Annotated in this window: 20 protein-coding genes; 11 read left to right on the top strand and 9 right to left on the bottom strand. The window is 67.8% G+C overall.

The genetic code is table 11. The annotated features are described in order from the left end of the window. Nucleotides 1-3 precede the first annotated feature (3 nt). The 3 genes from IB229_RS08175 to IB229_RS08165 all read left to right on the top strand — a co-directional run bounded on the left by IB229_RS08175 (nucleotide 4) and on the right by IB229_RS08165 (nucleotide 2498). A complete protein-coding gene (locus IB229_RS08175; protein WP_192326751.1) occupies nucleotides 4-441 on the top strand; it encodes a hypothetical protein in 438 nt (145 codons plus the stop codon). A gap of 179 nt (nucleotides 442-620) precedes the next feature. Further along, nucleotides 621-1664: a cyclic nucleotide-binding domain-containing protein gene (locus IB229_RS08170; protein ID WP_192326749.1), complete on the top strand. Its 1044-nt coding sequence runs from the start codon at nucleotides 621-623 to the stop codon at nucleotides 1662-1664. Between the two features lie 87 nt (nucleotides 1665-1751). After that, nucleotides 1752-2498, top strand: coding sequence for a substrate-binding periplasmic protein (locus IB229_RS08165; RefSeq protein WP_192326747.1), 747 nt, complete (start codon nucleotides 1752-1754; stop codon nucleotides 2496-2498). Between the two features lie 22 nt (nucleotides 2499-2520). On the opposite strand, the gene IB229_RS08160 is transcribed toward IB229_RS08165, so the two are convergent. Then, entirely contained in the window at nucleotides 2521-2991 is a 471-nt protein-coding gene (locus IB229_RS08160) for a transcription elongation factor GreAB (RefSeq protein WP_192326744.1), read from the bottom strand. Further along, entirely contained in the window at nucleotides 2988-3452 is a 465-nt protein-coding gene (locus IB229_RS08155) for a GNAT family N-acetyltransferase (RefSeq protein ID WP_192326742.1), read from the bottom strand. Before IB229_RS08155 ends, IB229_RS08160 begins: the two co-directional genes overlap by 4 nt. A gap of 130 nt (nucleotides 3453-3582) precedes the next feature. Here IB229_RS08155 and IB229_RS08150 point away from each other — a divergent pair, with 130 nt between their 5' ends. Continuing rightward, nucleotides 3583-4515, top strand: a complete 933-nt coding sequence (locus IB229_RS08150; RefSeq protein ID WP_192326740.1) for a hypothetical protein — start codon at nucleotides 3583-3585, stop codon at nucleotides 4513-4515. A gap of 76 nt (nucleotides 4516-4591) precedes the next feature. Continuing rightward, on the top strand, nucleotides 4592-5458 hold the full coding sequence (locus IB229_RS08145; protein ID WP_192326738.1) for a type 1 glutamine amidotransferase domain-containing protein: 867 nt from the start codon (nucleotides 4592-4594) through the stop codon (nucleotides 5456-5458). 7 nt (nucleotides 5459-5465) lie between these two features. Here IB229_RS08145 and IB229_RS08140 read toward each other — a convergent pair whose 3' ends face one another. The 3 genes from IB229_RS08140 to yccS all read right to left on the bottom strand — a co-directional run bounded on the left by IB229_RS08140 (nucleotide 5466) and on the right by yccS (nucleotide 10922). Next, nucleotides 5466-7208: a 7TM diverse intracellular signaling domain-containing protein gene (locus tag IB229_RS08140; protein ID WP_225578936.1), complete on the bottom strand. Its 1743-nt coding sequence runs from the start codon at nucleotides 7206-7208 to the stop codon at nucleotides 5466-5468. 177 nt (nucleotides 7209-7385) lie between these two features. After that, nucleotides 7386-8570, bottom strand: coding sequence for an NAD(P)/FAD-dependent oxidoreductase (locus IB229_RS08135; RefSeq protein ID WP_192326726.1), 1185 nt, complete (start codon nucleotides 8568-8570; stop codon nucleotides 7386-7388). Between the two features lie 165 nt (nucleotides 8571-8735). Next, entirely contained in the window at nucleotides 8736-10922 is a 2187-nt protein-coding gene (yccS, locus tag IB229_RS08130; RefSeq protein ID WP_192326724.1) for a YccS family putative transporter, read from the bottom strand. Nucleotides 10923-11167: 245 nt separating this feature from the next. On the opposite strand from yccS, the gene IB229_RS08125 reads away from it, so the two are divergent. Beyond that, on the top strand, nucleotides 11168-11902 hold the full coding sequence (locus tag IB229_RS08125) for a substrate-binding periplasmic protein (protein WP_192326722.1): 735 nt from the start codon (nucleotides 11168-11170) through the stop codon (nucleotides 11900-11902). Between the two features lie 4 nt (nucleotides 11903-11906). On the opposite strand, the gene IB229_RS08120 is transcribed toward IB229_RS08125, so the two are convergent. Further along, nucleotides 11907-13142 carry a diguanylate cyclase domain-containing protein gene (locus IB229_RS08120; protein ID WP_192326720.1) on the bottom strand — a complete coding sequence of 412 codons (1236 nt, stop codon included), beginning with the start codon at nucleotides 13140-13142 and terminating at the stop codon, nucleotides 11907-11909. A gap of 69 nt (nucleotides 13143-13211) precedes the next feature. Then, nucleotides 13212-14588 carry an ATP-dependent RNA helicase DbpA gene (gene dbpA, locus IB229_RS08115; RefSeq protein WP_192326709.1) on the bottom strand — a complete coding sequence of 459 codons (1377 nt, stop codon included), beginning with the start codon at nucleotides 14586-14588 and terminating at the stop codon, nucleotides 13212-13214. A 161-nt stretch (nucleotides 14589-14749) separates the two neighbouring features. On the opposite strand from dbpA, the gene torT reads away from it, so the two are divergent. Then, complete coding sequence (gene torT, locus IB229_RS08110; RefSeq protein WP_192326707.1) at nucleotides 14750-15775, top strand: TMAO reductase system periplasmic protein TorT; 1026 nt, start codon at nucleotides 14750-14752, stop codon at nucleotides 15773-15775. A 4-nt stretch (nucleotides 15776-15779) separates the two neighbouring features. Here the strand turns inward: torT and IB229_RS08105 are convergent, their stop codons facing one another. Further along, on the bottom strand, nucleotides 15780-16667 hold the full coding sequence (locus IB229_RS08105; RefSeq protein WP_192326705.1) for an acyltransferase: 888 nt from the start codon (nucleotides 16665-16667) through the stop codon (nucleotides 15780-15782). Between the two features lie 190 nt (nucleotides 16668-16857). Between IB229_RS08105 and IB229_RS08100 the strand changes: the two genes are divergently transcribed. The 4 genes from IB229_RS08100 (at nucleotide 16858) to creB (ending at nucleotide 20651) form a co-directional block, all read left to right on the top strand. Further along, nucleotides 16858-18102 carry an HD-GYP domain-containing protein gene (locus IB229_RS08100; RefSeq protein WP_192326703.1) on the top strand — a complete coding sequence of 415 codons (1245 nt, stop codon included), beginning with the start codon at nucleotides 16858-16860 and terminating at the stop codon, nucleotides 18100-18102. Nucleotides 18103-18198: 96 nt separating this feature from the next. Continuing rightward, a complete protein-coding gene (locus tag IB229_RS08095; RefSeq protein WP_192326701.1) occupies nucleotides 18199-18384 on the top strand; it encodes a hypothetical protein in 186 nt (61 codons plus the stop codon). 248 nt (nucleotides 18385-18632) lie between these two features. Beyond that, nucleotides 18633-19745 (top strand): hypothetical protein, encoded by a 1113-nt coding sequence (locus tag IB229_RS08090; RefSeq protein WP_192326699.1) that lies wholly within the window; start codon nucleotides 18633-18635, stop codon nucleotides 19743-19745. A gap of 219 nt (nucleotides 19746-19964) precedes the next feature. Next, nucleotides 19965-20651, top strand: coding sequence for a two-component system response regulator CreB (gene creB, locus IB229_RS08085; RefSeq protein WP_192326696.1), 687 nt, complete (start codon nucleotides 19965-19967; stop codon nucleotides 20649-20651). Here creB and IB229_RS08080 read toward each other — a convergent pair. Beyond that, nucleotides 20642-24460: an AAA family ATPase gene (locus IB229_RS08080; RefSeq protein ID WP_192326694.1), complete on the bottom strand. Its 3819-nt coding sequence runs from the start codon at nucleotides 24458-24460 to the stop codon at nucleotides 20642-20644. The genes creB and IB229_RS08080 overlap by 10 nt on opposite strands. Nucleotides 24461-24579: the final 119 nt, after the last annotated feature.

Raw genomic sequence — 24579 nt, 5'->3', positions numbered from 1 at the left:
CTCATGGACGAGATCAATCCCTATGCGACACCCCTCAGCGGTCAGGACGCCAAGCCGCCGCGTCCGTCGCCGCCGCGGGGCTATCGGTTCTACAAGTGGCTCAGCCTGGGCTATTCATCATTGATGGGGCTGCTGAGTGGCGCGCTGTTGGTCAGGCAATCCGAGTATTCCAGCGGGGCTGCCATCGTCATTCTGACGATCATCAATGCACCGCTGGTGAGCTACCTGCTGGTTGCCGGCAGATGGCGCGGGCTGTTCTACAGTTGGAGCTCGTTGCAGCTGCTTGGCGTGCTGGCGCTGGTGGCGTTCGCCGTCGATCGTCTGCAGCCGGACGACACCTTCGGCCTGTTTCTGGCCGGCCTGTTCATTGGCGCCAATGCGACATCCCTGCTCGCCTCAGTGCACTTCACCTGGCGCCTGCAGCCCACGGACAAAAAATGACCAGGCCGGCGCAGGCCGCGCAAGCCAAAGGCTGTAGCCAGTCATCCTGAGGTTATCCACAGAAGCATCCCCGCGGTTTGTGCACAACTCATTGAGCGTGCGGGCGGCTTTGTCGGTCTATGCAAGTAGACGGGCCTGGTGCCCGCGTGTACGCCACCACACGGACGGAGGAGATCGTCATGAGCAGCACACCGCTGACCCTCGCACAGCTGGCCAGCTTCAGCCCGATGGATTTCCTCACGCCGGCCTACCGTGAGCAGCTGCACGGCAGCATCAAGTACCTGCAGCGCCCGGCGGGCACCTTGCTACTGAAGAAGGGCGAGCGTTCGCTGGCGCAGTACTACCTGATCAGCGGCAAGGTCGGCATCGACACCGGCAACGCCAAGCAGAGTTTCGAGGGCGGCTCGCCGCAGGCGCACATGCCGCTCAATGGCGAGCAACCCAATCCGGCGTCGGTGAAGGCGCTCACCGACGTCAGCCTGTTCGCCGTCGAGCACCAGCTGCTCGAGCGCCTGCTCGGCTGGAGCCAGAGCGCGGCCTATGAGGTCAGCAGCCTCGGCGCCGATCAGGCCCAGGCATCGGGTGAGGACGATGACGACTGGTTGGCGCGGCTGCTCAGCACGCCGTTGTTCGGCCGCCTGGCGCCATCGCACCTGCATGCGCTGCTGGCGCGCTTCGACTACCTGCAGGTGCCGGCCGGCGAGGCGGTGGTGCGCTACGGTGAGCCTGGCGAGCACTTCTACGTGATCAAGCGCGGAAGGGCGCGGGTCAGCCTGCCGCAGGCCTACCGCGAGCAGCCGACGCAGATCCTCCAGGTCGGCGATTTCTTCGGCGAGGAGGCGCTGGTCAGCGGCGCCGTGCGCTCGGCCAGCGTGACCATGCTCGAAGATGGCGAGCTGGCGCGACTGGGCCGCGAGCTGTTCGTCGAGCTGGTACGGCCAAGCCTGATTCCGCGCCTGAGCCGGGCGCAGTTCGCGCAGATGGGCGAGCGCAAGAGCCTGCTGCTGGATGTGCGCCTGGCGCTGGAGTACCGCCAGGGCCACGCGCTGGGCAGCCTCAACCTGCCCATCGCCAACCTGCGTACCCACGCCGACACCCTGGCGCGCGACACGTGCTACGTGGTCACCCCGGAAGGCGGCATCCGCAGCGAGCTGGCGGTGCACCTGCTCAACCAGCTCGGCTTCGATGCCTATCTGCTCGGCGATACCGCTGAGCCGGTCTGAGCTTGTGCGAGTGCCCTGCGGCGGTGTACCCATGGCGCTGGGCTAGGCTGAAAAAAACTCCGCAACTTCCTGACGAGGCACAGGTGCATGCGCTCCACGCTGCTGGCCGGTTTGCTGCTCCTGTTGTGCTGCACGCCGCTGCAGGCGCGTGACTGGCTGGTGGTGGGCGCCGCTTTTCCGCAGGTGTTCGAGCTTGGCGAGTCCGGCCAGTTCACCGGCTTGGCCCCCGCCATACTGCGCCAGCTGGAGAGCGATCTGCAGGGCCACCTGCGCTTCGAGATCTACCCCTGGGCGCGGGCTCAGCGCATGGTCGAGCAAGGGCAGGCGGATATTCTCATCGGCCCCTATCGCACCGCCGAGCGCGAACAGCGCTTCGCCTTTTCCGCCGAGCCGTTCTACCAGGACCGTATCGTCTTCTACGCCCGGCGCCAGTCCCGGCTGAGTTGGAATGGCGACTTTGCCAGCCTGCGTGCGCATCGCATCGCGGTGATCCGCGGCTGGATCTACGGCTCGCGCTTCGAGGTGGCGCGCACGGGGATGCAGCTGGATGTGGTGGAAAGCGTGCCCAACGGCCTGCGCATGCTGATGGTCGGGCGCATCGAGCTGCTGGCGACCAACCAGCGCAATACCCGGCCGCACCTGGCCGCGTTGCAGCTGGGCGAGCAGCTCATCCAGCTTGAGCCGCCGATCGACAGGCAGCAGGGCTATTTCGCCTTCCCGCGTGACGTTGCCCATGTCGCCCTGCGCGAGCAGTTCGACCGCAGCTTTCGGCGCATGGTCAGCAGCGGCGAACTGGCGCGCCTGGCCGGGCAGTTGAGTGTGGAGATTCCCTGACCTCTGCGGCGCGCAGGTAGCGCTAGTGCGCGCGCAGGATTTCCCAGCGCTCCTTGCCGGCGCTCACCTCATCACCCACGCCGAGTCCGAGCAGCTGCTGGCCGAGCGGTGCACGCGGGGTGATCAGCATGATTTCGTCAGCGTCGCCGGGCAGTTTCAGGCCGGCGCCATCCGGGCCGAGGAGCAGGCACTGGCGGCGCCCGTCGGCAGCCTGCAGCCAGACCAGTGCGCCAAGCTGGATGCCCAGCGTCTCGTCGAACTCGCGCATCTGCAGGTTGCGCCAGGCGGCCAGGGTCTGACGGATTTCCTCGATCCGCCGCGACTGCCCGGCGGCCAGGTAGGAAGCCTCCAGGCCACGGGTGTCGTACTTGTTCTCGGCCTTGCTCTCTTCGTCGGTAGCCGCCTGGTGCGCCGCCTGCGCGGCGCGGATGGCCAGGGCCAGGTCGGCCTCCAGGCAGGCGCAGACCTGCTGTTGAAGCTGCTGCTTGTTCATGGATGGGTGCTGCTGCGGCGCATGCCGATGTGCGGGATGTCGTCTTCCAGGTAGACCTCGGTGACGCTGGCGAACCCGTAGCGGCCGTAGTAGCCCTGCAGGTGCGCCTGGGCCGAGAGGTACACCGGCAGGCCGGGCCAACGCTCGGCGCAGGCCTGCAGGGCGCGCTCCATCAGCTCGTGGCCAAGGCCGCTGCCACGCGCCGAGGCGGCGGTCACCACGCGCCCGATGACCACGTCGCCGGCGTGCCGCTGCGGGTCGAGCAGGCGCAGGTAGGCGACTAGCTCGCCGTCGCGCTCGGCCAGCAGGTGGCAGGTGTCGCCGAGCAGGTCGAGGCCGTCGACTTCCTGGTACGGGCAGCGCTGTTCGACGACGAATACCTGGGTACGCAGGGCGAGTACGGCGTACAGTTCGTCCTTGCTCAGGTCGGTGTGGTGCTTGCAGATCCAGGTGAGCGGCATGGGAAGGTCTGGCTGAACGGAAAAGAAGGCGATGGTAGAGGCCGGCGCGCGCTCAGGGAAGTCCAGTGGTAGCGTGCGGCAGGCTGGCAATGGCCACCTACACTGCTGGTGACAAGACGAGGAATCGCATTTGCCGAACCAAGGTTCTATTCGCGGCACGCCGCATCGTTCGCCCCGGGCCGCCTGGCTGCACGGGGCGGTGCTGGCCCTGTCCGCCGGGTTCGGCTGCACCGCGGCGCTGGCGGCGGAGGAAACCTGGGTGGTGGCGGTCGCCCATGTGCCCGGCCTGGCCGAGGCCGATGGCCAGGGCCCGCTGCTGCAACTGATCGCCGCACTGGACCGTGAGCTGGATGGCGTGCGCCTGGAGCCGCGGGTGATGCCGTTCGCCCGCTCTATCCTGCTGACCCAGCAGGGCGCCGCTCACCTGCAGATGCCTTACGTCGGCCTGGTCGAGAATGTTCCCGAAGGCCTGCACTACGGCGGCGAGGCGCTGGGCAGCGTGCGCTTCGCCCTTTACACCCGCCGCCAGCAGACCCTCGACGCCGAGGCGGTGCTGGCCTCGGAGTGGCGGCTGACCCGTGCGCAGTTGGCCGGCATCGGCCTGAGTGCCGAACAGCAGGCGCGCTTCGCTCCTCTGCTCGGGCAGAGCTGGCGCCGCGATCAGCTGGAAAAGATCATTGGCCCGCAGCCACGCCTCGGCGGCCTGGGTTATCCCTATCGCATCGAGACCGATCGCGCCCACACGCAGGCGCTGGGTTTCCCAGCTGTGCCCAGCAGCAGCGTGCAGAGCAGCCTGGAGAAGCTCGCCCGCGGGCGCATCCAGGGCTACGTGTTCGCCCCCGCCAGCGTCGAGCGGGAGATCGACCGCCTTGGCCTGCGTGCCGAACTGCGCGGCGTGCCGTTCCCCGACTACCCGGCGAACTGGCTGGTGGCCAAGGGCGCCCGGGGCGACGCAGTGGAGCCGCGCCTGAGTGCGGCGCTGCGCGTGCTCAAGGTCAGCGGCGAATACCGGCGCCTCGGCGCGGCGTTCGCCGAGACGCCGTACTGGCAGCCCTGGCCCTGACGGCTGGCACGTTGGGCCAGGGTGAGGGCGGTGACGAACTGCTATGGTCCGCTCTCCCAACCCCGTGAGGCCCACCATGCCTGCTCCCTGCGTCGTCATCCCCCTGCCAAGCCGCGACTATGACCCAAGCGAAGCCGCCCTGGCCTGGCGCCAGTTGCGTGATGCCGGCTACCGCGTGTGTTTCGCCACCCCGGATGGCCTGCCGGCGACGCCGGACCCGGTGATGATGACGGGCGAAGGACTCGACCCCTGGGGGCTGATTCCCGGCCTGCGCAAGCTCAAGCTGCTCGGCCTGCTGCTGCGCGCCCGGCGTGACGCGCGCGAGGCCTGCGCGCAGATGCTTGCCGACCCCGACTACCGCCAGCCGCTACGCCACGAGCGCCTGCGCGTGGAGGATTTCGCCGGCCTGCTGATTCCGGGCGGACACTGGGCGCGCGGCATGCGTGCCTACCTCGACAGCGCGGACCTGCAGACCTTCGTCGCGGCCTTCTTCGCCGCCGACAAACCCGTGGCGGCGGTCTGCCATGGCGTGCTGCTGGTGGCGCGGAGCAAGACGGCGGATGGCCGTTCGGTGCTGCACGGGCGCAAGACCACCGCGCTGACCTGGGCTCTGGAAAAGACCGCCTGGGACCTGACCCGTTTCTACGGTCGCTGGTGGAACCGCGACTACTACCGCACCTACCCGGAGGCGCCCGACCAGCCAGCGGGCTACATGAGCGTGCAGGGTGAAGTCAGCCGCTTGCTGGCCAGCCCGGCGGATTTCCTCGATGTGCCGAAAGAGGCACCGGCGTTCTGGCACAAGACCAGCGGCCTGCACCGCGACACCGCGCAGGACGAGCGTCCGGCGTGGGTGGTGCAGGATGGCAATTACGTGTCGGCGCGCTGGCCGGGGGATGTGCACACCTGGGCGAAGCGCTTCATCACGCTGCTGCCCAGGCCCTGAGCGGCACTCAGTCGTTTTGCGGTAGCAGGTAGACGCGGTTGCGCCCGCCGGCCTTGGCCGCGTACATCGCCGCGTCGGCACGGCGGATCAGCGTGGTGCCGTCTTCCTCGCCGTGGCTGAGGGCGATGCCGATGCTGGCGCCGACGCTCAGGCTCAGGCCCTCCAGCTCGATCGGCTCGGCGATGCGTGCAAGCAGACGTTCGGCCAGCTGTACGGCGTGCTCGGCGGACTGGATGGTCTCGCCGATCAGGACGAACTCATCGCCACCCAGGCGCGCCGGCAGGTCGGTTTCGCGCGCGTGCTGCAGCAGGCGCTGAGCGATCTCGGCCAGCACCAGGTCGCCAAGGCCGTGGCCGTGCTGGTCGTTGATCGGCTTGAAGCCGTCGAGGTCGATCAGCATCACCGCGAGCAGCTCCTGGCGCCGCTGCGAGCGGCGAATCGCCAGCTCCAGCTGCTGTTGCAGGGCGGTGCGGTTGGCCAGGCCGGTCAGCGGGTCTTTCAGGGCCAGGTTGCGCAGGCGCTGGTTGGCTTCTTCCAGTGCCTCGGTGCGTTCGGCAACGCGTTGCTCCAGTTCCTTCTCATGGCGCTGCAGTTCCTCCTCCTTCTGCCGCTTGTGCGCGTTGAAGCGCGCGGCGAGGGCGAAGGAGAGCAGGATCATCTCCAGGGCCGAGCCGATCTGCATGGCGTGCACGGTGATGAAGTTCGAGGGGATCATGGCGAAGTTGCGCAGCGCCAGCAGCACGGCACCGCTGAGCAGCATGAGCCAGGCGAGCACGAACAGGCGCGCGCCCGGCACACGGTAGCGCACGCAGAGGAAACCGGTGATCAGCAACATCACGGTGACCACCAGGCCGCTCAGGGACATGGTCTGCAGCGCACGCTGCACCGGCAGCACGATAGTCGCCAGCACCGCCACGGCTGTCGCCACGCAGAGCAGGCGCAGGATGGCGTCCCAGCGTGGCAGCCATTGCCGGGTGTCGAGGAAACTGCGGGCGAACACCGCGGACAGCAGCGCCGCCAGGGTCAGGCTGACCGGCAGCATGCGGTTGCTCCAGGGCTGGGCATGCGGCCACAGGTACTGCGCGCCGAGGCCGTTGAGCGAGAGCACGCTGAGGCCGAAGGCGAGCATGAACAGCACGTAGTTGAGGAATGGCCGCTCGCGCAGGGCGACGAACAGCAGCAGGTTGTACAGACCGAGGGCGAGCAGAATGCCGCAGTAGAGCGCGTGCACTACATAGCCGTTGGCGCTGTGCTGCTCGAAGGCGCGCTCCGGCCAGAGCGCGCCGCTGAGGGTCATGCTGCCTTCCGAACTGGCGCGCAGGTACAGGGTGCGGCGCTCACCAGGCAGCAGGCGCAGGCTGAACACCAGGTCGCGGTTGCCGATGCTGCGTTCGGCATAGGGCACCATGTCCCCGGAGCGGCCAACGGCCACGCCGTCGCTGCCGACGTTGTAGTACTCCAGCAGATCCAGCGACGGGTAGGTGAAGGCCAGGCGCCAGTCACGGCTGTGCGTGGCCCGGGACTCGACCTGCAGGCGCAGCCAGATGGCGCCATGGCGGTAACCGAAACCCAGGTCGCGCTGCGTGGTGCTGCTCTGGAAGCGCGCGCTGGCGGCGTCCATGTCCTGCAACTGCAGGGTGCCTTCGGCGTCGATCAGGTAGTCGACCTGGCCATACAGGTCGACGGCCTCGGCATGATCGTCGAGCAGCAGGGCGGCCCGCACCGGCTGGATCGTCAGGCAGGTGAGCAAGAGCGCCGCGAGAAGCAGCAGGACAGGGGATGCGCGCAGAGAGGCCGGGCGTGACATTGGAGCACTCAGGGAGCTTCGCGCCCTCCTGGCGCGGAGCCCGAATAGTGGCAGAGTGCTAGATGGCCTGGCCAGCGGTAGCCGAGAATCTGTATCTTTTTGCCGCAACTTCGGCCGTTTTCACACGTATTGCGCCGCCGCGTGGGCCGAGGCCCAGGCCCACTGGAAATTGAAACCGCCGAGGTGGCCGCTGACATCCAGCACCTCGCCGATGAAGTACAGCCCCGGTGATTTCTGCGACTCCATGGTCTTCGACGACACCTCGCGGGTGTCCACGCCGCCGAGGGTGACTTCCGCGGTGCGGTAGCCCTCGGTGCCGGCCGGCACCAAGGTCCAGTCGGCCAGCTGGGCGGCGACCTCGTTCAGTTCGGCGGGGGTGTATTGGCGCAGCGGCCTGGAGGCAAACCACTGCTCGGCCAGCAGCCCGGCCATCTTCTTGGTGAACAGCTCGGCGAGCAGGGTCTTCAGCTCGCTGTTCGGCCGCTCACGCTGTTGCGTGGCCAGCCACTCGGGCAGGTCGAGGTGCGGCAGCAGGTTGATGCTGATGGCATCGCCCGGCTGCCAGTACGAGGAGATCTGCAGGATCGCCGGGCCCGACAGGCCGCGGTGGGTGAACAGGATGTTCTCCTTGAAACTCTGCCCGTTGCAGCTCACCACGCAGTCTTCCACCGAGGTGCCGGACAGCTCCGTGCACAGCGCCTTGAGCTGCGGCTCGGTGATGGTGAACGGCACCAGGCCGGCGCGGGTCGGCAGCAGCGTGTGGCCGAACTGGCGCGCGACCTGATAGCCGAAGCCGCTGGCGCCAAGGGTGGGAATCGACAGGCCGCCGCTGGCGATCACCAGGGACTCGCAGTCGAAGCTGCCGGCGCTGGTGGTCAGGTGGTAGCCGGCGTCCGTCTTGTCGATCTGCGTGACGTTGGTCTCCAGGCGCAGGTCGACGCCGCCGTCGCGGCACTCGCTGAGCAGCAGTTCGAGGATGTCGCTGGACTTGTTGTCGCAGAACAGCTGGCCGAGCTTCTTCTCGTGGTACGGCACGCCGTGCTTGGCCACCAGGCCGATGAAGTCCCACTGGGTGTAGCGCGCCAGCGCCGATTTGCAGAAGTGCGCGTTGTGCGAGAGGAAGTTGCCCGGCTCGACGTACAGGTTGGTGAAGTTGCAGCGCCCGCCGCCGGACATGAGGATCTTCTTGCCGGCCTTGTTGGCGTGGTCCAGCAGCAGCACCTGGCGCCCACGCGCGGCGGCCTGCGCCGCGCACATCAGGCCGGCGGCGCCGGCGCCAATGATGATGACCGGAGAGAAGGACACGGGCAGAACCTCGGTTGATCGCAGAAGGCGCGCATTCTAGCGGAAAGCATTGGTGGGGCTTGCGCGCTATCGTCGGGCAAAGGTTGTTGTAGGGGGGATGGCTGCCAGGGGTTGATGGTGCCCACGCGGAGCGTGGGAACGATCAAAACGACCTGCCATTTACGATCAGGCGATCTTCGCCGGTTCCGGCAGGCGCTTCTGCAGGTGCGCGACCAGGGTGCGCAGCGGCGCCAGCTGGCGGCAGATCAGGCCGAGCTGCATCTGCACCAGGCGGTGGCCCTCGTCGATTTCCTCGGGAATCTGCTCCAGCTCCTCGGCCAGGCTCTGGTCGAGTTCGTCATGCACCGCCACCGGCTGATTGTTCTGCAGGCTGGCGGCGATGCTCTCCAGGCTCGCGCTGATATGCGCCACGGCGCGGTCGTGGAGGGCATCGCTGGCATCGTCGGGCAGGCTTTCGCGGTGCGCACCGAGGCCGGACAGGTAGCTGAGCAGGGTGTGCGACAGGACCAGGAAGCGGAAGCCGGTCTCGGCATCCTTACGGAAATGGCCGGGCTCCATGAGCATGTTCGACAGGGTGGTCGACAGCGCCGCGTCGGCGTTGTGCGCGTTGCGTCGGGCCAGGCGGTAGCTGAGGTCGTCGCGCTTGCCGGACTCGTACTGCTGCATGATCTGCAGCAGGTAGCGGCTGTTGCTGCTCAGGGTGTTGGCCAGCACCTGGTTGAGCTTGCGCCCCTGCCAGTCCGGCAGCACGAAGAACACCGCCAGGCCGGCGATCAGCGTGCCCAGCGCAGTATCCACCAGGCGCGGCCAGAACAGTGCGTAGGCGTCGCTGATCTGGTTGAAGCAGAGCATCACCACCAGGGTCATGGCGGTGGTCGCCAGGGTATAGCGGTCGACCCGGTTGATGAAGAACGCCACCCCGGCGAGCACGGCGAACAACGACTGCAGCAGCGGCTCGGGGAACAGGGTGATCAGCGCCCAGCCGAGCATCAGGCCGACCAGCGTACCGGCTACCCGCTGCACCAGGCGCAGGCGCGTGGCGCCGTAGCTGGGGCGGCAGACGAACAGGGTGGTGAGAAGAATCCAGTAGCCCTGCTGCGGGTGGATCCAGTGCAGCAGGCAGTAGCCGGCGGCCAGCGCCAGCGACAGGCGCAGGGCGTGGCGGAACACCAGGCTGGTCGGGGTGAAGTGCTGGCGCAGGCGGTCGAAGGCGTCCTTGAAGCTTTGCGGGGAGCGGTCAAGCAGGGTGCTGTCCTGTTCGTCGGCCAACGCGTCGGGGTTGCTGGCGCTGGCCAGCTTCAGTTCCAGGGTGGTGAGGTTGCCGGCCAGCGCCCCGAGCGAGCGCAGCAGGCGGCGCCAGGCCGGGTTCTGCTGCTCGCGCAGGTAGTCCAGCGAGGCGTGCAGGTCGGTCATGGCCTGGCTGTTGTCGGCGTAGTCGAACGGCTGGCGCAGGCGAATGGCCCGGCCGAGTGCCTGGCAGGCCTTGCCCTGCTGGCTGAGCAGGCGGCCGCAGCGGAACATCACGTCGCTGTGGAAGAAGGCATCGGCCAAGGCGTTGTACGGGTAGTGCGAGGAGCTGGCGCGTTCATGGATGTCTTGGGCGATGAAGTACAGCTTGAGGTAGCGGTTGGTCTTCTGCCCGCTGCGCTTGCGGCTCATGCGGTTGAGGATGATTTCCTTGGCCTGGTTCAGCGCGGTCACCACCTGGCCGTTCTGCCGCGCCAGCTCCAGGCGACGCTGCTCGATGTCGAGCTGGCGTACCGGCTCGAACAGCGAGGCCTTCAGGCGCAGATAGGCGCCCAGCTCGACGAACACCCGCGCCAGGGCCTGCTGCACCGGCTGCTGGCTGAACAGCGCACTCCAGATCACCGCGAGCAGGCCGTACCAGGCTGCACCGGAAATAAGCAGCAGTGGCTCCTGCCAGAAGCTGCCCATGGCGCCGCCGCGGTGTTCCAGGCCGATGGCCGTGTAGATCGCCAGAATCAGCGTGGCCTGCGCCACCGCGGCATAGCGCTCGCCGATGCCGCCGAGCAGGGTCATGGCGAAGGCGGCCAGTGCCAGGCCGGCACCGAACAGCCAGGGCATGGGGAACAGTAATTGCACGGCACAGGCGGTGGCGGCGAAGCACACCAGGGTTACCAGCAGCGCCTGCAGGCGGCCGCGCCAGTGATCGTCGCTTTCCGCCAGGGCGCTGGCGATGCAGCCGAGGAACAGCGGAATGACGAAGGCGATGCGGTCCAGGTACCAGCACAGCGCCATCGAGCCGGCGAGGGCGATGAACACGCGAATGCCGTAGGTGAATTTTTCGCGGGCCCAGAGGCGGCGCAGGGTATGGTTCAGCGATGAGGACATGGGTGACGGGCTACTCGCCGGATCAGGGTTGGGCAGATAGGCCGAACCGAAACAGAAAAGAACGGGTCTAGCGAAAGACGGCGGCAAGCGTCGCCAAGGCACCATTCTAGCGACCGATCCTGCCGCGACAGTAGCGCGCGTGCCGCTGCCGTCGGGGCGTGTTCGGGCATTCCCGCTGGATGGTGCACAGAGGGTGGCCAACTCTGACTAGTCTTACAACACCCCTGGGTAGTGGAAGTCGGGTAATGAACGGAATTCGCTGTCTCGCGCTACTGCTGACGGCGCTCGCCTGCGGTCAGGCCAGCGGCGAACACCTGCGCATGGTGGGTGATGCCTGGCCGCCGTTCACCAGCCAGGCGTTGCCCAACAACGGCCTGGCGGTGGACCTGGTCGATACTGCGCTGCGCCGTTCCGGCTACACCACCGAATTCGTCGAAGTGCCCTGGGCCCGTGTGCTGCGCGGCATGGAGCAGGGCGACTACGACGTCACCGTGGCTGCCTGGTTCAGCGAGGACCGCACGCGCTACGCGCTGTTCTCCGAGCCGTATCTGGTCAACCGCATCCGCTTCATGCGACGCAAGGGCCTGCCGCCGATCTACACCAGCCTGGCCGACCTGCGTCCGTTCAGCATCGCCGTGGTGCGCGGCTACAGCTACTCGCCGGAATTCGACCAGGATACGACCCTGACCAAGGTGCCGGTGCTGGAGTTCGGCATGGGCGCGCGCATGCTCGCGGCCGGGCGCGTGCAGCTGACCCTGGAGGACGAACTGGTGGCGCAGTACCACCTCAACCGCGACCTGCGCGAGATTCGTGATGCCCTGGAGTTCCTGCCGTTACCGCTGACCGAGAGCGGCCTGCACATCCTGGTGCGGCGCAGCCATCCGCAGCACCGGCAGATCGTCAACGACTTCAACCGCGCCATCGGCGAAATGCGCGCTGACGGCACCTACCAGCAGATCTACCGGCGCCACGGCCTGTAGCGCCTCAGTTGCAGCAGGTGCGTCCGCGGCCGCTGCGCTTGGCCTCGTACAGGCGCATGTCGGCCTGGTGCAGGAGGCTTTCCAGATCTTCCGGCGCGCCGTGGTAGACCCCGGCGCTGAACGACAGCGGCGGCGCACCGCTGGCGTACTTCAAGGTGCCGCAGGTGCTGCGCAGCTGGTCGAGGGCGGCGCTCAGGGTGGCGCCGTCCTGATGGCTGACCAGGGCGAACTCCTCGCCACCGAGGCGACCGAGCAGGGTGTCCGGCAGCGCCTCGCGCAGGCAGCGGGCGAAGCCGATCAGCGCGGTATCGCCGCTGGCGTGGCCGTGCTCATCGTTGATGGTCTTGAAGAAGTCCAGGTCGATCATCGCCACGCTGAGTTCCTGGCCGCCGCGCTGGGCCTGGCGGAACAGCTGCACGCCCTGCTCGTAGAAGGCGCGGCGGTTGTACAGGCCGGTCAGCGAGTCGAACAGCGCCGCCTGCTTCAGCGCGCGCAGCATGTCGCGGCGCTCCAGGGTCGACATCACCCGGCAGTTGAGTTCTTCCGGGCAGAACGGCTTGCGCAGGAAATCGTCGGCGCCGTGCTTGATGAACAGCGCGCTGAGCGAGCCCTTGCTGTCCGCCGAGAGGCCGAGAATGATTAGCTCGTTGCGCTTCATCTTCTGCCGCAGCAGCTTGACCAGCTCGAAGCCGCTGAGCCCGGGCATGCTGTGGTCGACCAGGAACAGGTCGATGTCCGGCTGCTCCTGGAGGATGCGCAGCGCCTCGTCGCCGTCGCGGGCGTCGATGATCTGGTACAGGTGCGGGGTCAGCACGCGGCGGATGAAGTGGCGCGTGGCTTCGGAGTCCTCGGCGACGAGGATTTTCACCTGGCTGTTGCTGTCCAGCCGATGCAGCAGGCGGAAGGCGTATTCGTAGGAGTGCTGGCTTTCCTTGAGCACGTAGTCGACCACGCCCTTGAGCAGCAGCTCGTCGCGGCGCTGCTCGTCGTAGGAGCCGGTGAGCACGATGCACGGCAGGTTGAACTGCATCACCAGGTCGACGATTTCGCCGTACGGCGCGTCGGGCAGGTTGAGGTCGACGATGGCGGCGAAGAACAGGCTGGAGGAGGTTTCCAGCATCACCTGGGCTTCGGCCAGCGAGGCGCAGAACAGCGGCTGCAACTGCGGCTCCTGGCGGAACAGGTGCTCCAGAATCTTCAGCACCAGCGGGCTGTCTTCGACGACCAGGATATTGCGCATGCGACCTCCAACGTTAGCGCTGCGGATGATGGCACAGCGCCGTTGGCAAAATCACCCGTTGGCCGAGCGTTAGAGCGGGCGCACGCGGATCGAACGGCCCTTGATCTTGCCCTCGCCGAGGCGTTTCAGCGCCTGCTTGGCGATGCTGCGCTCCACCGCGACGTAGGCCTGGTGGTCGAACAGGGCGATCTTGCCGACCTGGCTGCCGGGAATCCCCGCTTCGCCGGTGAGCGCGCCGAGGATGTCGCCGGGGCGCACCTTGTCCTTGCGCCCGGCAGCGATGCACAGGGTCACCATCGGCGGCTGCAGCGGTTCGCCGCTGGCCGCTTTCAGGCCGCCCAGCGGGTACCAGCTGAGCGGGGCCTTCTGCAGGGTCTCGATGGCCTGGGCGCGGTGCGCTTCGGGCGGCGCGACCAGGCTCATGGCCATGCCCTTGGCACCGGCACGGCCGGTACGGCCGACGCGGTGGATATGGATTTCCGCATCGCGGGCCAGCTCGATGTTGATCACCATGTCCAGTGCGTCGATGTCCAGGCCGCGCGCGGCGACGTCGGTGGCAACCAGCACCGAGAGGCTGCGGTTGGCGAACATCGCCAGCACCTGGTCACGGTCGCGCTGCTCCAGGTCGCCGTTCAGCGCCGCGGCGGAGATGCCGTGGGCGGTGAGGTGGTCGACCACCTCCTGGCATTGCTGCTTGGTGAAGCAGAAGGCCACGCAGGACGCCGGGCGGAAGCTGGCGAGCAGCTTGAGCACGGCATCCAGGCGCTGGTCCGGGGCGATCTCGTAGAAGCGCTGTTCGATCTGCGCGTCGTCGTGCAGCGCCTCGGCCTTGACCTGCTGCGGGTTGCGCATGAACGCCGCGCTGAGCTGCTTGATGCCGGCTGGGTAGGTGGCCGAGAACAGCAGGGTCTGGCGCTTCTCCGGGGTCTGCCCGAGGATCTCCGCGATGCTGTCGTAGAAACCCATGTCGAGCATGCGGTCGGCTTCGTCGAGTACCAGGGTGTTGAGGCCGTCGAGTTTCAGGGTGCCCTTCTTCAGGTGCTCCTGCACCCGGCCGGGCGTGCCGACGATGATGTGCGCGCCGTGCTCCAGCGAGCCGATTTGCGGGCCGAAGGGCACGCCGCCGCAGAGGGTGAGGATCTTGATGTTGTCGGCGGCGCGCGCCAGGCGACGCAGCTCCTTGGCCACCTGATCGGCCAGCTCGCGGGTTGGGCACAGCACCAGTGCCTGACAGCCGAAGAAGCGCGGGTTCAGCGGGGCCAGGAGGCCGATGCCGAAGGCCGCGGTCTTGCCGCTGCCGGTCTTGGCCTGGGCGATCAGGTCCATGCCCTTGAGGATGACCGGCAGGCTCTGCGCCTGGATCGGCGTCATCTCGGCATAACCGAGCGCGTCGAGGTTGGCCAGCATGGCGGCGGAGAGCGGCAGGGAAGCGAAGGCGGTGGTCACGGGGGAAACCTGCAGAAAAAAGTGGGCGCGATTGTATCAGGCGCGGCGCCGCGGGCCGTGACTAACCGGCGGCCGGTGACGGATCGCCTGCAAAAGATCGCCAGGAGCTTCTACGCTGGATACAGATTTCCCTTTCGCCAACCCGCTCGAGGCAGTCGTCGATGCGCATTCTCTGGCTGTTGCTGTTGAGTGGGTTGAGCGCCCCGGTGCTGGCGGCCGAGTGGTTCCCGGCGGCGGTGCAGGCCGATGGTCAGGCCGTGCAGTACCAGCCGCAGGCACAGGCGGCGCAGCCCTGGCGCATCTGCGCGCTGCTGCCGCATGGCAAGGATCGCTACTGGTGGGGTGTGGCCTGGGGCCTGGATGGCGAGGCCGATCGCCAGGGCGTGAAGCTGGGCATCTACGAAGCCGGTGGCTATGAGAACCCGCAGGTGCAGCTCGAGCAGCTGCGCCACTGCCGCAGCCTGGATGCCGACGCCTACGTCATCGCGGCCATCAACACCCAGGACCTGTGCCCGCTGATCAGCACGCTGCACAAGGCCGGCAAACCGGTGATCGACCTGGTCAACCGCATCGACTGCGCCGACGTCACCGCCAGCGCGCGGGTGGATTTCGCGGCGATGACCGCCGAGGCGCTGAGCTACATCGAAGGCCGCCGTGAGGACAGCCGCTTCAGCCTCGGCTGGCTGCCGGGGCCGCAGGGGGCGGGCTGGGTGGTGGATGCCGAGCGCGATTTGCAGGCGGCGTTGCGTGGCCGGCCGATCACCCTGCACCACGCCGGGTATGGCCCGGTTGACCGCACCCGTCAGGCGCTGCTGGTGCGGCCGCTGCTGGCCGCCCATGGTGATCTCGATTACCTGCTCGGCAATGCCGAGGCGGCGGGGTTCGCCGCGCAGCTGGTGCAGACTTCCGGTGGCAAGTACCGCGCCCAGGTGCTGGCGACCTACGCCACCGAGCGCATCGTCGAGCAGATCCGCGATGGCTTCATCCTCGCCGCGCCGACCGATTCGCCGGTGCTACAGGCGCGGATCGCCATCGACCTGGCGATCCGCGCCATCGAGGGTAAACCGCATGCGACGCTGGTCAGCCCGCAGATCGAGATGCTCGACCAGCGCGCGCTCAAGCATTTCGACATCACCCGACTGATGCCGCCGTCCGGGCACTGGATGATCCGTCAGGATCTGCAGTAGGCGCTCAGATCTCGTGTTTCAGCTCGGCGATGCGTGCGTCCTTGTCCTGCCACAACTGGCTGACCCAGGCCTGGGTGCGCGCGCGGAAGGCCGCGTCGTTCTGGTAGTCGCCGGCCCACAGTGCCGGGTCCAGCTCGCGGGTGCGGATGTCGACGATGACCTTGGGCAGTTGCCCGCTGATCAGGGCCCAGAATCCCGGTGCGCGGTTGCCGGGGTAGACCAGGGTGATATCCAGCACCGCGTCCAGTTGCGGGCCGAGCGTGGCCAGGACGAACGCCACACCGCCGGCCTTGGGTTTGAGCAGGTGGCGGTAGGGCGACTGCTGCGCGGCTTGCTTGGCCGGGGTGAAACGGGTGCCTTCGAGGTAGTTGACGACGGTCACCGGGAGGTCCTTGAAGCGTTCGCAGGCGGCGCGGGTGATCTCCAGGTCCTTACCCTGCATGTGCGGGTTACGCGCCAGGTAGGCCTTGGTGTAACGCTTCATGAACGGGTAATCCAGGGCCCAGAACGCCAGGCCGAGGAAGGGCACCCAGATCAGCTCCTGCTTGAGGAAGAACTTGAAGTAGGGCGTCTTGCGATTGAACGCCTGGACCAGCGCGGGGATATCGACCCAGGACTGGTGGTTGCTGATCACCAGGTACGAGCGATCGCGGCGCAAGCCTTCGCCGCCGCGGATGTCCCACACGGTCGGGGTGAGCAGGGCGAAGATCAGCTTGTCGATCTCGGCCCAGGTTTCCGCCACCCACATCACCCCGCGCGAGCACAGGGTGCGCAGGCGCTTGCCGGGCAGCACCAGCTTGAGCAGGGCGATCAGCAGCAGCGGGCCGATCAGGATCAGGGTGTTGAGCAGGAGCAGCACGATGATGCTGGCAGCGGTCAGCAGACGACGCATGGCAAGTCCTTGTTGCCGAAAAAGCGCCATCATAACGCGCTGTGCGTTCGCGTCGAAGGCTGCCGTCCGCGGCTGTCGCAGGTGCGACAACGCGACGGCGTGCGCTCGTTGATATCAATGTGCCTTTATCGTTGCCATCGCTTATGATCAATCCAGAAGAACAACATCCAGCCTGCGGTATTCATCCATCGTGCTGAAACGTATTGCGGTGTCCGAGCTTTGCCTCGGCATGTATATCCACGAATTCTGTGGCTCATGGATGGACCACCCCTTCTGGAAAGGCAATTTCCTCCTCAAGACCGAGCGCGATCTCGAGCGCATTCGCGAGTCCGATGTGCGCGAAGTGTGGATCGACGCCGGCAAGGGGCTGGATGTCGCCCCCGGCCAGGTCAGCGCTTCGGTTGCCGAGGTCTCGGCCGAGGCCGAGGCGCGCCTGCTCGCCGCCGAAAGCAAGACGGCGCCGGCGCGGGTCTCGCTGGAAGAGGAGATTGCCCGCGCGCAGAAGCTCTGCGCCCGCTCCAAGGCAGCCATCGTCGAGATGTTCAGCGATGCGCGCATGGGCCAGGCGGTGACCCTCGACCATGTCGCCGACATGGTCAACGAGATCTCCGACTCGGTGCTGCGCCACCCCAATGCGATGATCAGCCTGGCGCGCCTGAAAACCTCCGACGAATACACCTACATGCACTCGGTGGCGGTCTGCGCATTGATGATCGCCCTGGCGCGCCAGCTCGGCATGTCCGGCGAACAGGTGCACGAGGCGGGCATGGCCGGCCTGCTCCATGACATCGGCAAGATGGCCATTCCCGATGTCATCCTGAACAAGCCGGGCAAGCTCACCGACAACGAATTCAGCACCATGCGCCAGCACCCGGAGGCGGGCGGACGCATGCTGCTGGAAAGCCGGCAGATCAGCGCGCTGGCGCTCGACGTGTGCCTGCACCACCACGAGAAATTCGACGGCACCGGCTACCCGCACCGCCTGGCCGGCGAGCAGATCAGCCTGTTCGCGCGCATGGGCGCGGTGTGCGACGTGTACGACGCCATCACCTCCGACCGGCCGTACAAGAAGGGCTGGGACCCGGCCGAGTCGATTCGCAAGATGGCCGAGTGGAAAGGCCACTTCGACGAGCGCGTGTTCCAGGCCTTCGTCAAATCGGTGGGCATCTATCCGGTGGGCGCGCTGGTACGCCTGGAAAGCGGCCGCCTCGGCGTGGTCATGGAGCAGCACGAGAGGTCGTTGCTGACGCCGCGGGTGAAGGTGTTCTTCTCGGCGCGTTCCAAGGTGCCGATCACCCAGGAAGTCGTCGATCTGGCCAAGCTGGTCGGGCGCGACAAGATCGTCGGTCGCGAATGTGCCGAAGACTGGGGCTTCAAGAACATCGAGGCGCTGTGGTCCGGCCTCGAGGCGCGCAACGGCTCCTACCACAGCTGAGCCGACGGCTGGCGCCGTGAACGAATGCCGAACGCTGGCTGCGTAGCGTGCTGTCACACCGGGGCATCGGGCTCCGGCTTGCACAGGACCCGCACCATGAATCTACTCACCGCCCTGACTCTCTCCCTTGGCCTCGCCTACGCGGTGGCCAGCCCTGCCGCCGAGCGCTCCGAACGGCGCACCGCTGTCATCGATGCGCCGCAGGCGGCTTCCGCCAGCTGCGCGCGGCACCAGGCGCCCCGCATCGCCCGCAAGCGCCAGGCGCCGGCCGAGCACCCCTGAGCGCGCCCTCGCGGCATCATGCGCAGCGCTTATGCTGTTGCATAAAATGAACGCTGATTCAGCGCGTTCAACGGGCTTGAGCCGCTGGTAAGGCGACGAGTGGCAAAGAAAAACATCAATTGCTCGAAATATTGAACGATCCGCGAACGCTCGGCGTTCAGGATGCAGTGGCAGGCGGCGCTCCAGCGTCGGCACGCAACTCCAGTGGGGCGTCGCCTGCATCCAATTTTTCACGATGGGTGGCAAGGATGAACAATTTCAGCGCTCTGGCTCAACGCGCCAATCAGGTGCTCACGGCCGGGCTGTTCGCGGTGGAGCCCGAGTTCGTCGGGCTCGAACGGATCGGCAGCCTCAACGGCGACAGCTACATCCGCGTCAACGCGATCAGCGCCGACGGTCTGCACGTCATCGGCATGGCCGCCGATGCCGACAATGCCCTGCAGCTGCGCGCCGTGGCCTGGACGCGCAACACCGGCCTGCACAGCATCGGCAACCTCAATGGCGGGCGCTACGCCTCGGCCGAAGGCATCAGCGCCTATGGCCGGGTGATCGTCGGCACTGTCGAGGATGGCGCGGCGGAAGACGCCGACCGTGCGTTTCGCTGGACCCGTCAGGGCGGCCTGCAGAACCTCGGCACCCTCAACGCCGGCCGCTATTCCCACGGCTACGCGACCAGCGCCGATGGCCTCGTGGTGGTCGGCGATGCCGCCGATGGCGCGGCCGACAACGCCTGCCGCGGCTTCTACTGGAGCTTCGCCAGCGGCATGCGCAGCCTCGGCGTGCTGCACGGCGGGCACAGCAGCCATGCCTGTGCGATCAGCGCCAACGGGCGCATCGTCGCCGGTTATGCCGATGATGGCCGCAGCGGCCAGGCGCGCCGGGCCGTACGCTGGACCGAACACGATGGCCTGCGTGACCTCGGCACGTTGAATGGCGGGCATTTCTCCATGGCCACGGCGATCAGCGCCGACGGCTCGACCATCGTCGGCGTCGCCAGCGACGGTCATGCCGGCGAGGCGCTGCGCGCCTTCGTCTGGCGCGAGGACAGCGGCATGCGCAGCCTCGGCGGTCTGCACGGCGGCCTGGTGTCGCGGGCCAACGCGGTGAGCGCCGACGGTTCGGTGATCGTCGGCGTCGCCAGCGATGGCAAGGCCGATGACGCCGAGCGTGGTTTCGTCTGGTGTGCCGCGCGCGGCATGCGCACGGTCGAGCAGTGGCTGAACGAGCACAGCCTGGCTGCCGCCGCGGTGCCGGTGGTGCAGGTCAACGGCATCAGCGCCGATGGCCTGGTGGTGGTCGGCCAGCTGGAGGGCGAACGCGCCTTCATCGCCAGTGCGCGGCCACGCTGGCCGATTTTCTGAACGTTTCAACCACGTCACGGGTCGACAAGGATGTTGCCCACCTTTTCCAGGACAAAGGAGTGCTGGATATGCAGGAATTACTGATGTTCGGCGGTCTGCTGGTGCTGTTCGTATCGGGTCTGTACGTCGTCGGCGAGCCGTTTGAGCAACCGCACAGCGATTGACGCACGTGCGGGCTTGCGGCACCGTTCCGCCACCGTTTCAGGTAGCACGGATGCCATGCCGCATATCCTCATAGTCGAAGACGAAGCCGCCATCGCCGACACGCTGATCTACGCGTTGCAGGGCGAAGGCTTCGCCACCACCTGGCTGAGCCTGGCCGAAGAGGCGCTGGCCGTGCAGCAGCGCACGCCGGCAGATTTGATCATCCTCGATGTCGGCCTGCCCGACATCAGCGGCTTCGAAGCCTGCAAGCGCCTGCGTCGCTTCTCCGACGTGCCGGTGCTGTTCCTCACCGCGCGCAACGCCGAGATCGACCGTGTCGTGGGCCTGGAAATCGGCGCCGACGACTACGTGGTCAAGCCTTTCAGCCCGCGTGAAGTGGCGGCGCGAGTCAAGGCGATCCTCAAGCGCATGGCGCCGCGCGCGGCCGAGCCGGCCGTCGCCGGGAGCGCAGCGTTCCGCATCGACAACGAGCGCGTGCAGATCCACTACCACCAGCAACTGCTGGTGCTGACCCGCCATGAATTTCGCCTGTTGCAGACCCTGCTCGGCCAGCCCGAACGGGTGTTCTCCCGCGAGCAGTTGCTCGACGCGCTGGGCGTGGCCGCCGATGTCGGCTACGAGCGCAACGTCGACAGCCACATCAAGAGCCTGCGCGCCAAGCTGCGCCAAGTCGCCCCGGCGGCCGAGGCGATCCAGACCCACCGCGGCCTCGGCTACAGCTACAGCCCGGCTCAGGCCTGAGCTGCGAGCGACGCCAGCAGCGCCTGGGCGTCGCGCAGGTCCGGCGTATCCCGGCCTTCATCGAACGATTCGAGTACCTGGTGCAGTGCCGCGCGGCTTGCCGTGTCGCGGCGCCAGTCGGCTCGTTGCATCGCCAGGCGCAGCAGCAGCGCGCGCGCGTCCATGCGCCGGGCCAGCTGTTCGGCACTGTCGAGGGTGGGCGCGACCTGCTCCTCGCGGCCGAGGGCCAGTAGCGCCGCCGTTTGCAGGCGCAGCACTTCCGGCAGCAGGTAGCGGTCGCCGCGCCGTTCGGCGGTCTGCAGGGTCAGCGCGGCGAGGTCGATGACCTGCTGGTGCTCGCCGAGCCGGGTCAGGGCGTCGAGGTGCAGGGTGGCGAGGGTCACCTCGATCACCGGCATGCTGCGCCGATTGCCGTCGATACCGAGCTGGATGTCCTGCAGACCGAGGGCATCGCCCAGGTGCACCCGGGACCAGCCGACCATCACGTTGGCGATGTCTTCCCACAGTTGCAGGCCCTTGCCGCGGCTGTGGCGCAGGGTTTCCTCGGCCATCTGCGCCACGCGCTGCGGATCGCGCAGCAGGCAGTGGAGCATGCAGGCGAACACCAGCGAGTGGCAGATGGCGTTGGCGCTGCCGTGGGCGCGGGTGTCGGCGAGCAGCTCCTCGCACACCGCCTGCGCGCGTTCGGGATAACCCTCGACCCACAGGCCCAGGCACAGATACGTGCGGGCGTTGACCAGCGGGTCCTCGCCGAAGCCGAGCAGGCAGGCTTCGCGCACCGGCGGCGGGCACAGGCTGATGATGCGCTCGGCGATGGCCCGCGACTCGCCCAGTGGCTGGCTCCAGAACGCACCGCCGAGGGTGCACATGTTGCCGAGCAGCACCAGCGGCACCTGGCCGCTTTGCTGGGCGGCGAGCAGTACCTGCTGGCCGAGCTGGTAGGCCTGGTCGTGGGAGCTGGAGCAGCCCCAAACGCCGACCAGCGCCTGGAAGGCGGCTTCGTGGCTCTGCAGCTCCTGGCCCAGTTGCAGGGCGCGGCTGAACGCGGCGAGGGTGGTCGGCGCGCCGTAACCGGCGGAAGAGTTGAGCGAGGCGCCGAGCTCCAGTTGCAGCGGCAGCTCCAGGCCGTCGCGCTGTGGCGACGGTGGCAGCGTGGCCAGGCAGTCGAGGGCGCGCTGGAAATAGTCGGCGGCCTCGCGGTTGGCGGAGATGCGCCGGGCGTTGCGTCCGGCCTGTTGCCACAGTGGCAACGCCTGCTCGGCCAGGCCGGCTTCGTGCAAGTGGTGGGCGACCTGCGCTGGCGCGTGCTGGGCGCGGGCGGGGAAGCGCTCCTGCAGGATGGCGGCGATCTGCGCATGCACCGTGCGCCGCTGCGCTTTGGGCTGTGACAGGTAGGCGGCCTGCTGGATCAGTGCGTGCTTGAACTGGGTCAGGCTCGGTTGCTGGCCAGGGCTTAGCAGGCCGGCGCGCAACAGGGCGCCGAGGTGCGCGTGCAGGTCGGCGGGCTTGCCCGGATGCAGCGCCTCGAGCAGCTCGGCGTGGAATTCGCGGCCGATGCAGGCGGCGATCTGCGCGGTGTGGCGGGCCTCGCCAAGCTGGTCGATGCGCGCCATCAGCAGGTCGTTCAGAGTCAGCGGGATGCTGCTGTTGGGCGTCTGGCTGGCGGCGGCCCACTGCACCAGTTCCTCGATGAACAGCGGCACGCCGTCGGCCAGGGTCAGCACCCGCTGCAGGGCGGCGGGGTCGAGGTCCTGCGGCAGGTCGGCGACCATCTCGCGCGCCTGCTCGGACGACAGGTGCGGCAGGTCGAGGCGCTGTGCTCCGGCGCTTTCCCAGGCCAGGCCGGCGAACTCCGGACGCGCGCTGAGCAACAGTAGCAGCGGCCGGTCGGCCGCATCGTGCAACAGCCGTTCGGCCAGATTCAGGGTCGAGGCGTCGGCCCAGTGGGCGTCTTCGAGCACCAGCAGCAGGGCTTCGTTCTGACTGACCCCGCGGATGATCGCCAGCAGCGCTTCGTTCATCTGCTCGCGCCACATCTCGCCCTGCATCTGCGGCACCGGCGATTCGCTGGGCAGCGGCAGGCCGAGCAGGTCGGCGATCAGATCGGTGGCGTCGGCGGCCATGGGGAACGCACGCAGGATGCTGGCCAGCTTGCGGTAGCGCGCCGGGCCGTCTTCCTGGGCGGTGAAGCCGCAGAGGCTGGTGAGCAGTTCGGCACACGGCGCGAACGGGTCGTTGCTGCGCTGTTCCAGGCAGCGCAGCTCGACCTGGCGACCGGGGTGGGTGACGGCCAGCGTCTTGCCCAGTTCGAGGATCAACCGCGACTTGCCGACCCCGGGATCGCCACTGAGCAGCAGGCTGTGGCAGCGCTGGCTGGCGCGCACCTGCTGCCAGAGGGCGAGCAGCTGCTGCAGCTGCGCATCACGCCCGGTCAGCGGCGTCAGCTGCGGTTGCACGGCGAGGCGGTGGTGAGCGGCGCTGGCGGCTTCCGCGCGGTAGATGGTGCCGGCGCTGGCGCCCGGGCCGAGCAGGCACAGCTGCAGCGGCTGGCAGCGGAAATAGCCTTCGACCAGGCGATAGGTGGCGCTGCTCAGGGTGACTTCCTGGTAGCCGGCGAGCTGGCGCACCTGCACCGCCAGGTCCGAGGTGAAGCCGGTGGCATCGGGAATCTGCTGGCTCGGCGCGGTGACGATCTGCCCGGTGTGCAGGCCGCAGCGCACCTGCGCCGGCTCGCACGCGGCGGGCAGTGCCAGGGCCGCCTGCACGGCCATGCGCGCGGCGTCTTCACGGGCGCGCGGGTAGCCGAAGTAGGCGAGCAGGCCGCCGCCGTGGGATTGCACGACGTAGCCGCCGTGCGCACGAATCACCTGGATGCACTGCGCCTGCGGGGTTGCCAGCAGGCTCAGGGCTTCTTCCGGGTCGCTGCTGCCGGGCGCTGACAGTTCGCAGTAGAGCACCGTGACCTGGCGCAGCTCGGCCGGCGGGGGCGGCAGGGCAACCGGTGCGGCGACAACCGCCGGCACCTCGGCGGCGCGGATCTCGCCCTGGCGGATGCGCTGGTGCAGGTCGCGGCAATCCTGGCTCGGGTGCACGCCGAGTTCCTTCAGCAACTGGCCGCGGAAGGCCTCGTATTGCGACAGGGCGGCCGCGCTCTGGCCATTCAGGGCGAGCAGGCGCATCAGGCGCTGCTGGCCGCTTTCCTGCCAGGGGTCGAGCTCGACCAGGCGCCGGGCGTGAGGCAGTGCGCGCTGCAGGTCGCCGCGCTGCTCGAAGTGGTTGCTCAGGTGCTCGAACAGCGCCAGGGCATGACAGCGCAGCGACTCGCGCTGCAGCAGCAGCCAGTCCTCGAAGTCCGGGCAGTCGGGCAGGTCGAGGCCGGCGAGCAAGTCACCGCGATAGCGGCTGGCGGCATCTTCCAGGTGGGCGAGGCAGGCGTCGCAGCGCTGGCAGTTGCAGCCGGCGGGTGGCTGGAGGAACTGCAGCGCGTCGATCTCGCCGCAGGGCAGAAACTGCAGGGTGTTCTTGCTGGTGGCGAACAGGGTCAGGTCGGTCGGCGTTTCCAGTACCCGGCGCAGGTCGGACAGGGTGCGCCGCAGGTTGCCGCGCCAGGCACTCGGCGGACTGGATTCCCAGAGCAGCGCGGCGAGGGTTTCGCGGCTGTGCTCCTGACGATGCTCCAGGGCGACATAGGCCAGCAGGGCCCGCATCTTGTCGTAGTTGAAGCCGTCCAGCGCCTGGCCTTTCCAGGTCGCGGAGAAGGGCCCCAGCAGATTCAGGGCGAAGGGTGTTGCGCGCGCGGCTGCGTCCATTTCACGGTTTCCGGCCCCGCGCGTGTGCGCGGAGCGAATGCTGATTCGGCAGAATTCGTCGGAGCCCTTCGCGGGCTTGTCGTTATCGTCATACGCCCGTATGGCGGGCGTTGTGGCCA

The organism is Pseudomonas sp. PDM14 (genome assembly GCF_014851905.1).
In the GTDB taxonomy this organism is placed as follows: domain Bacteria; phylum Pseudomonadota; class Gammaproteobacteria; order Pseudomonadales; family Pseudomonadaceae; genus Aquipseudomonas.
The sequence above is the reverse complement of the archived record's forward strand: the minus strand, read 5'-3'. Positions and strand labels throughout refer to the sequence as shown.

What these genes read in the sequence shown, in the direction of transcription:
- torT (WP_192326707.1), top strand. Translation starts at nt 14,750, where the DNA reads ATGCGCATTCTCTGGCTGTTGCTGTTGAGTGGGTTGAGCGCCCCGGTG.
- IB229_RS08090 (WP_192326699.1), top strand. Translation starts at nt 18,633, where the DNA reads ATGAACAATTTCAGCGCTCTGGCTCAACGCGCCAATCAGGTGCTCACG.
- IB229_RS08120 (WP_192326720.1), bottom strand. Translation starts at nt 13,142, where the DNA reads ATGCGCAATATCCTGGTCGTCGAAGACAGCCCGCTGGTGCTGAAGATT.
- IB229_RS08170 (WP_192326749.1), top strand. Translation starts at nt 621, where the DNA reads ATGAGCAGCACACCGCTGACCCTCGCACAGCTGGCCAGCTTCAGCCCG.
- IB229_RS08155 (WP_192326742.1), bottom strand. Translation starts at nt 3,452, where the DNA reads ATGCCGCTCACCTGGATCTGCAAGCACCACACCGACCTGAGCAAGGAC.
- IB229_RS08105 (WP_192326705.1), bottom strand. Translation starts at nt 16,667, where the DNA reads ATGCGTCGTCTGCTGACCGCTGCCAGCATCATCGTGCTGCTCCTGCTC.
- IB229_RS08125 (WP_192326722.1), top strand. Translation starts at nt 11,168, where the DNA reads ATGAACGGAATTCGCTGTCTCGCGCTACTGCTGACGGCGCTCGCCTGC.
- IB229_RS08165 (WP_192326747.1), top strand. Translation starts at nt 1,752, where the DNA reads ATGCGCTCCACGCTGCTGGCCGGTTTGCTGCTCCTGTTGTGCTGCACG.
- IB229_RS08080 (WP_192326694.1), bottom strand. Translation starts at nt 24,460, where the DNA reads ATGGACGCAGCCGCGCGCGCAACACCCTTCGCCCTGAATCTGCTGGGG.
- IB229_RS08175 (WP_192326751.1), top strand. Translation starts at nt 4, where the DNA reads ATGGACGAGATCAATCCCTATGCGACACCCCTCAGCGGTCAGGACGCC.
- creB (WP_192326696.1), top strand. Translation starts at nt 19,965, where the DNA reads ATGCCGCATATCCTCATAGTCGAAGACGAAGCCGCCATCGCCGACACG.
- IB229_RS08145 (WP_192326738.1), top strand. Translation starts at nt 4,592, where the DNA reads ATGCCTGCTCCCTGCGTCGTCATCCCCCTGCCAAGCCGCGACTATGAC.
- yccS (WP_192326724.1), bottom strand. Translation starts at nt 10,922, where the DNA reads ATGTCCTCATCGCTGAACCATACCCTGCGCCGCCTCTGGGCCCGCGAA.
- IB229_RS08095 (WP_192326701.1), top strand. Translation starts at nt 18,199, where the DNA reads ATGAATCTACTCACCGCCCTGACTCTCTCCCTTGGCCTCGCCTACGCG.
- IB229_RS08160 (WP_192326744.1), bottom strand. Translation starts at nt 2,991, where the DNA reads ATGAACAAGCAGCAGCTTCAACAGCAGGTCTGCGCCTGCCTGGAGGCC.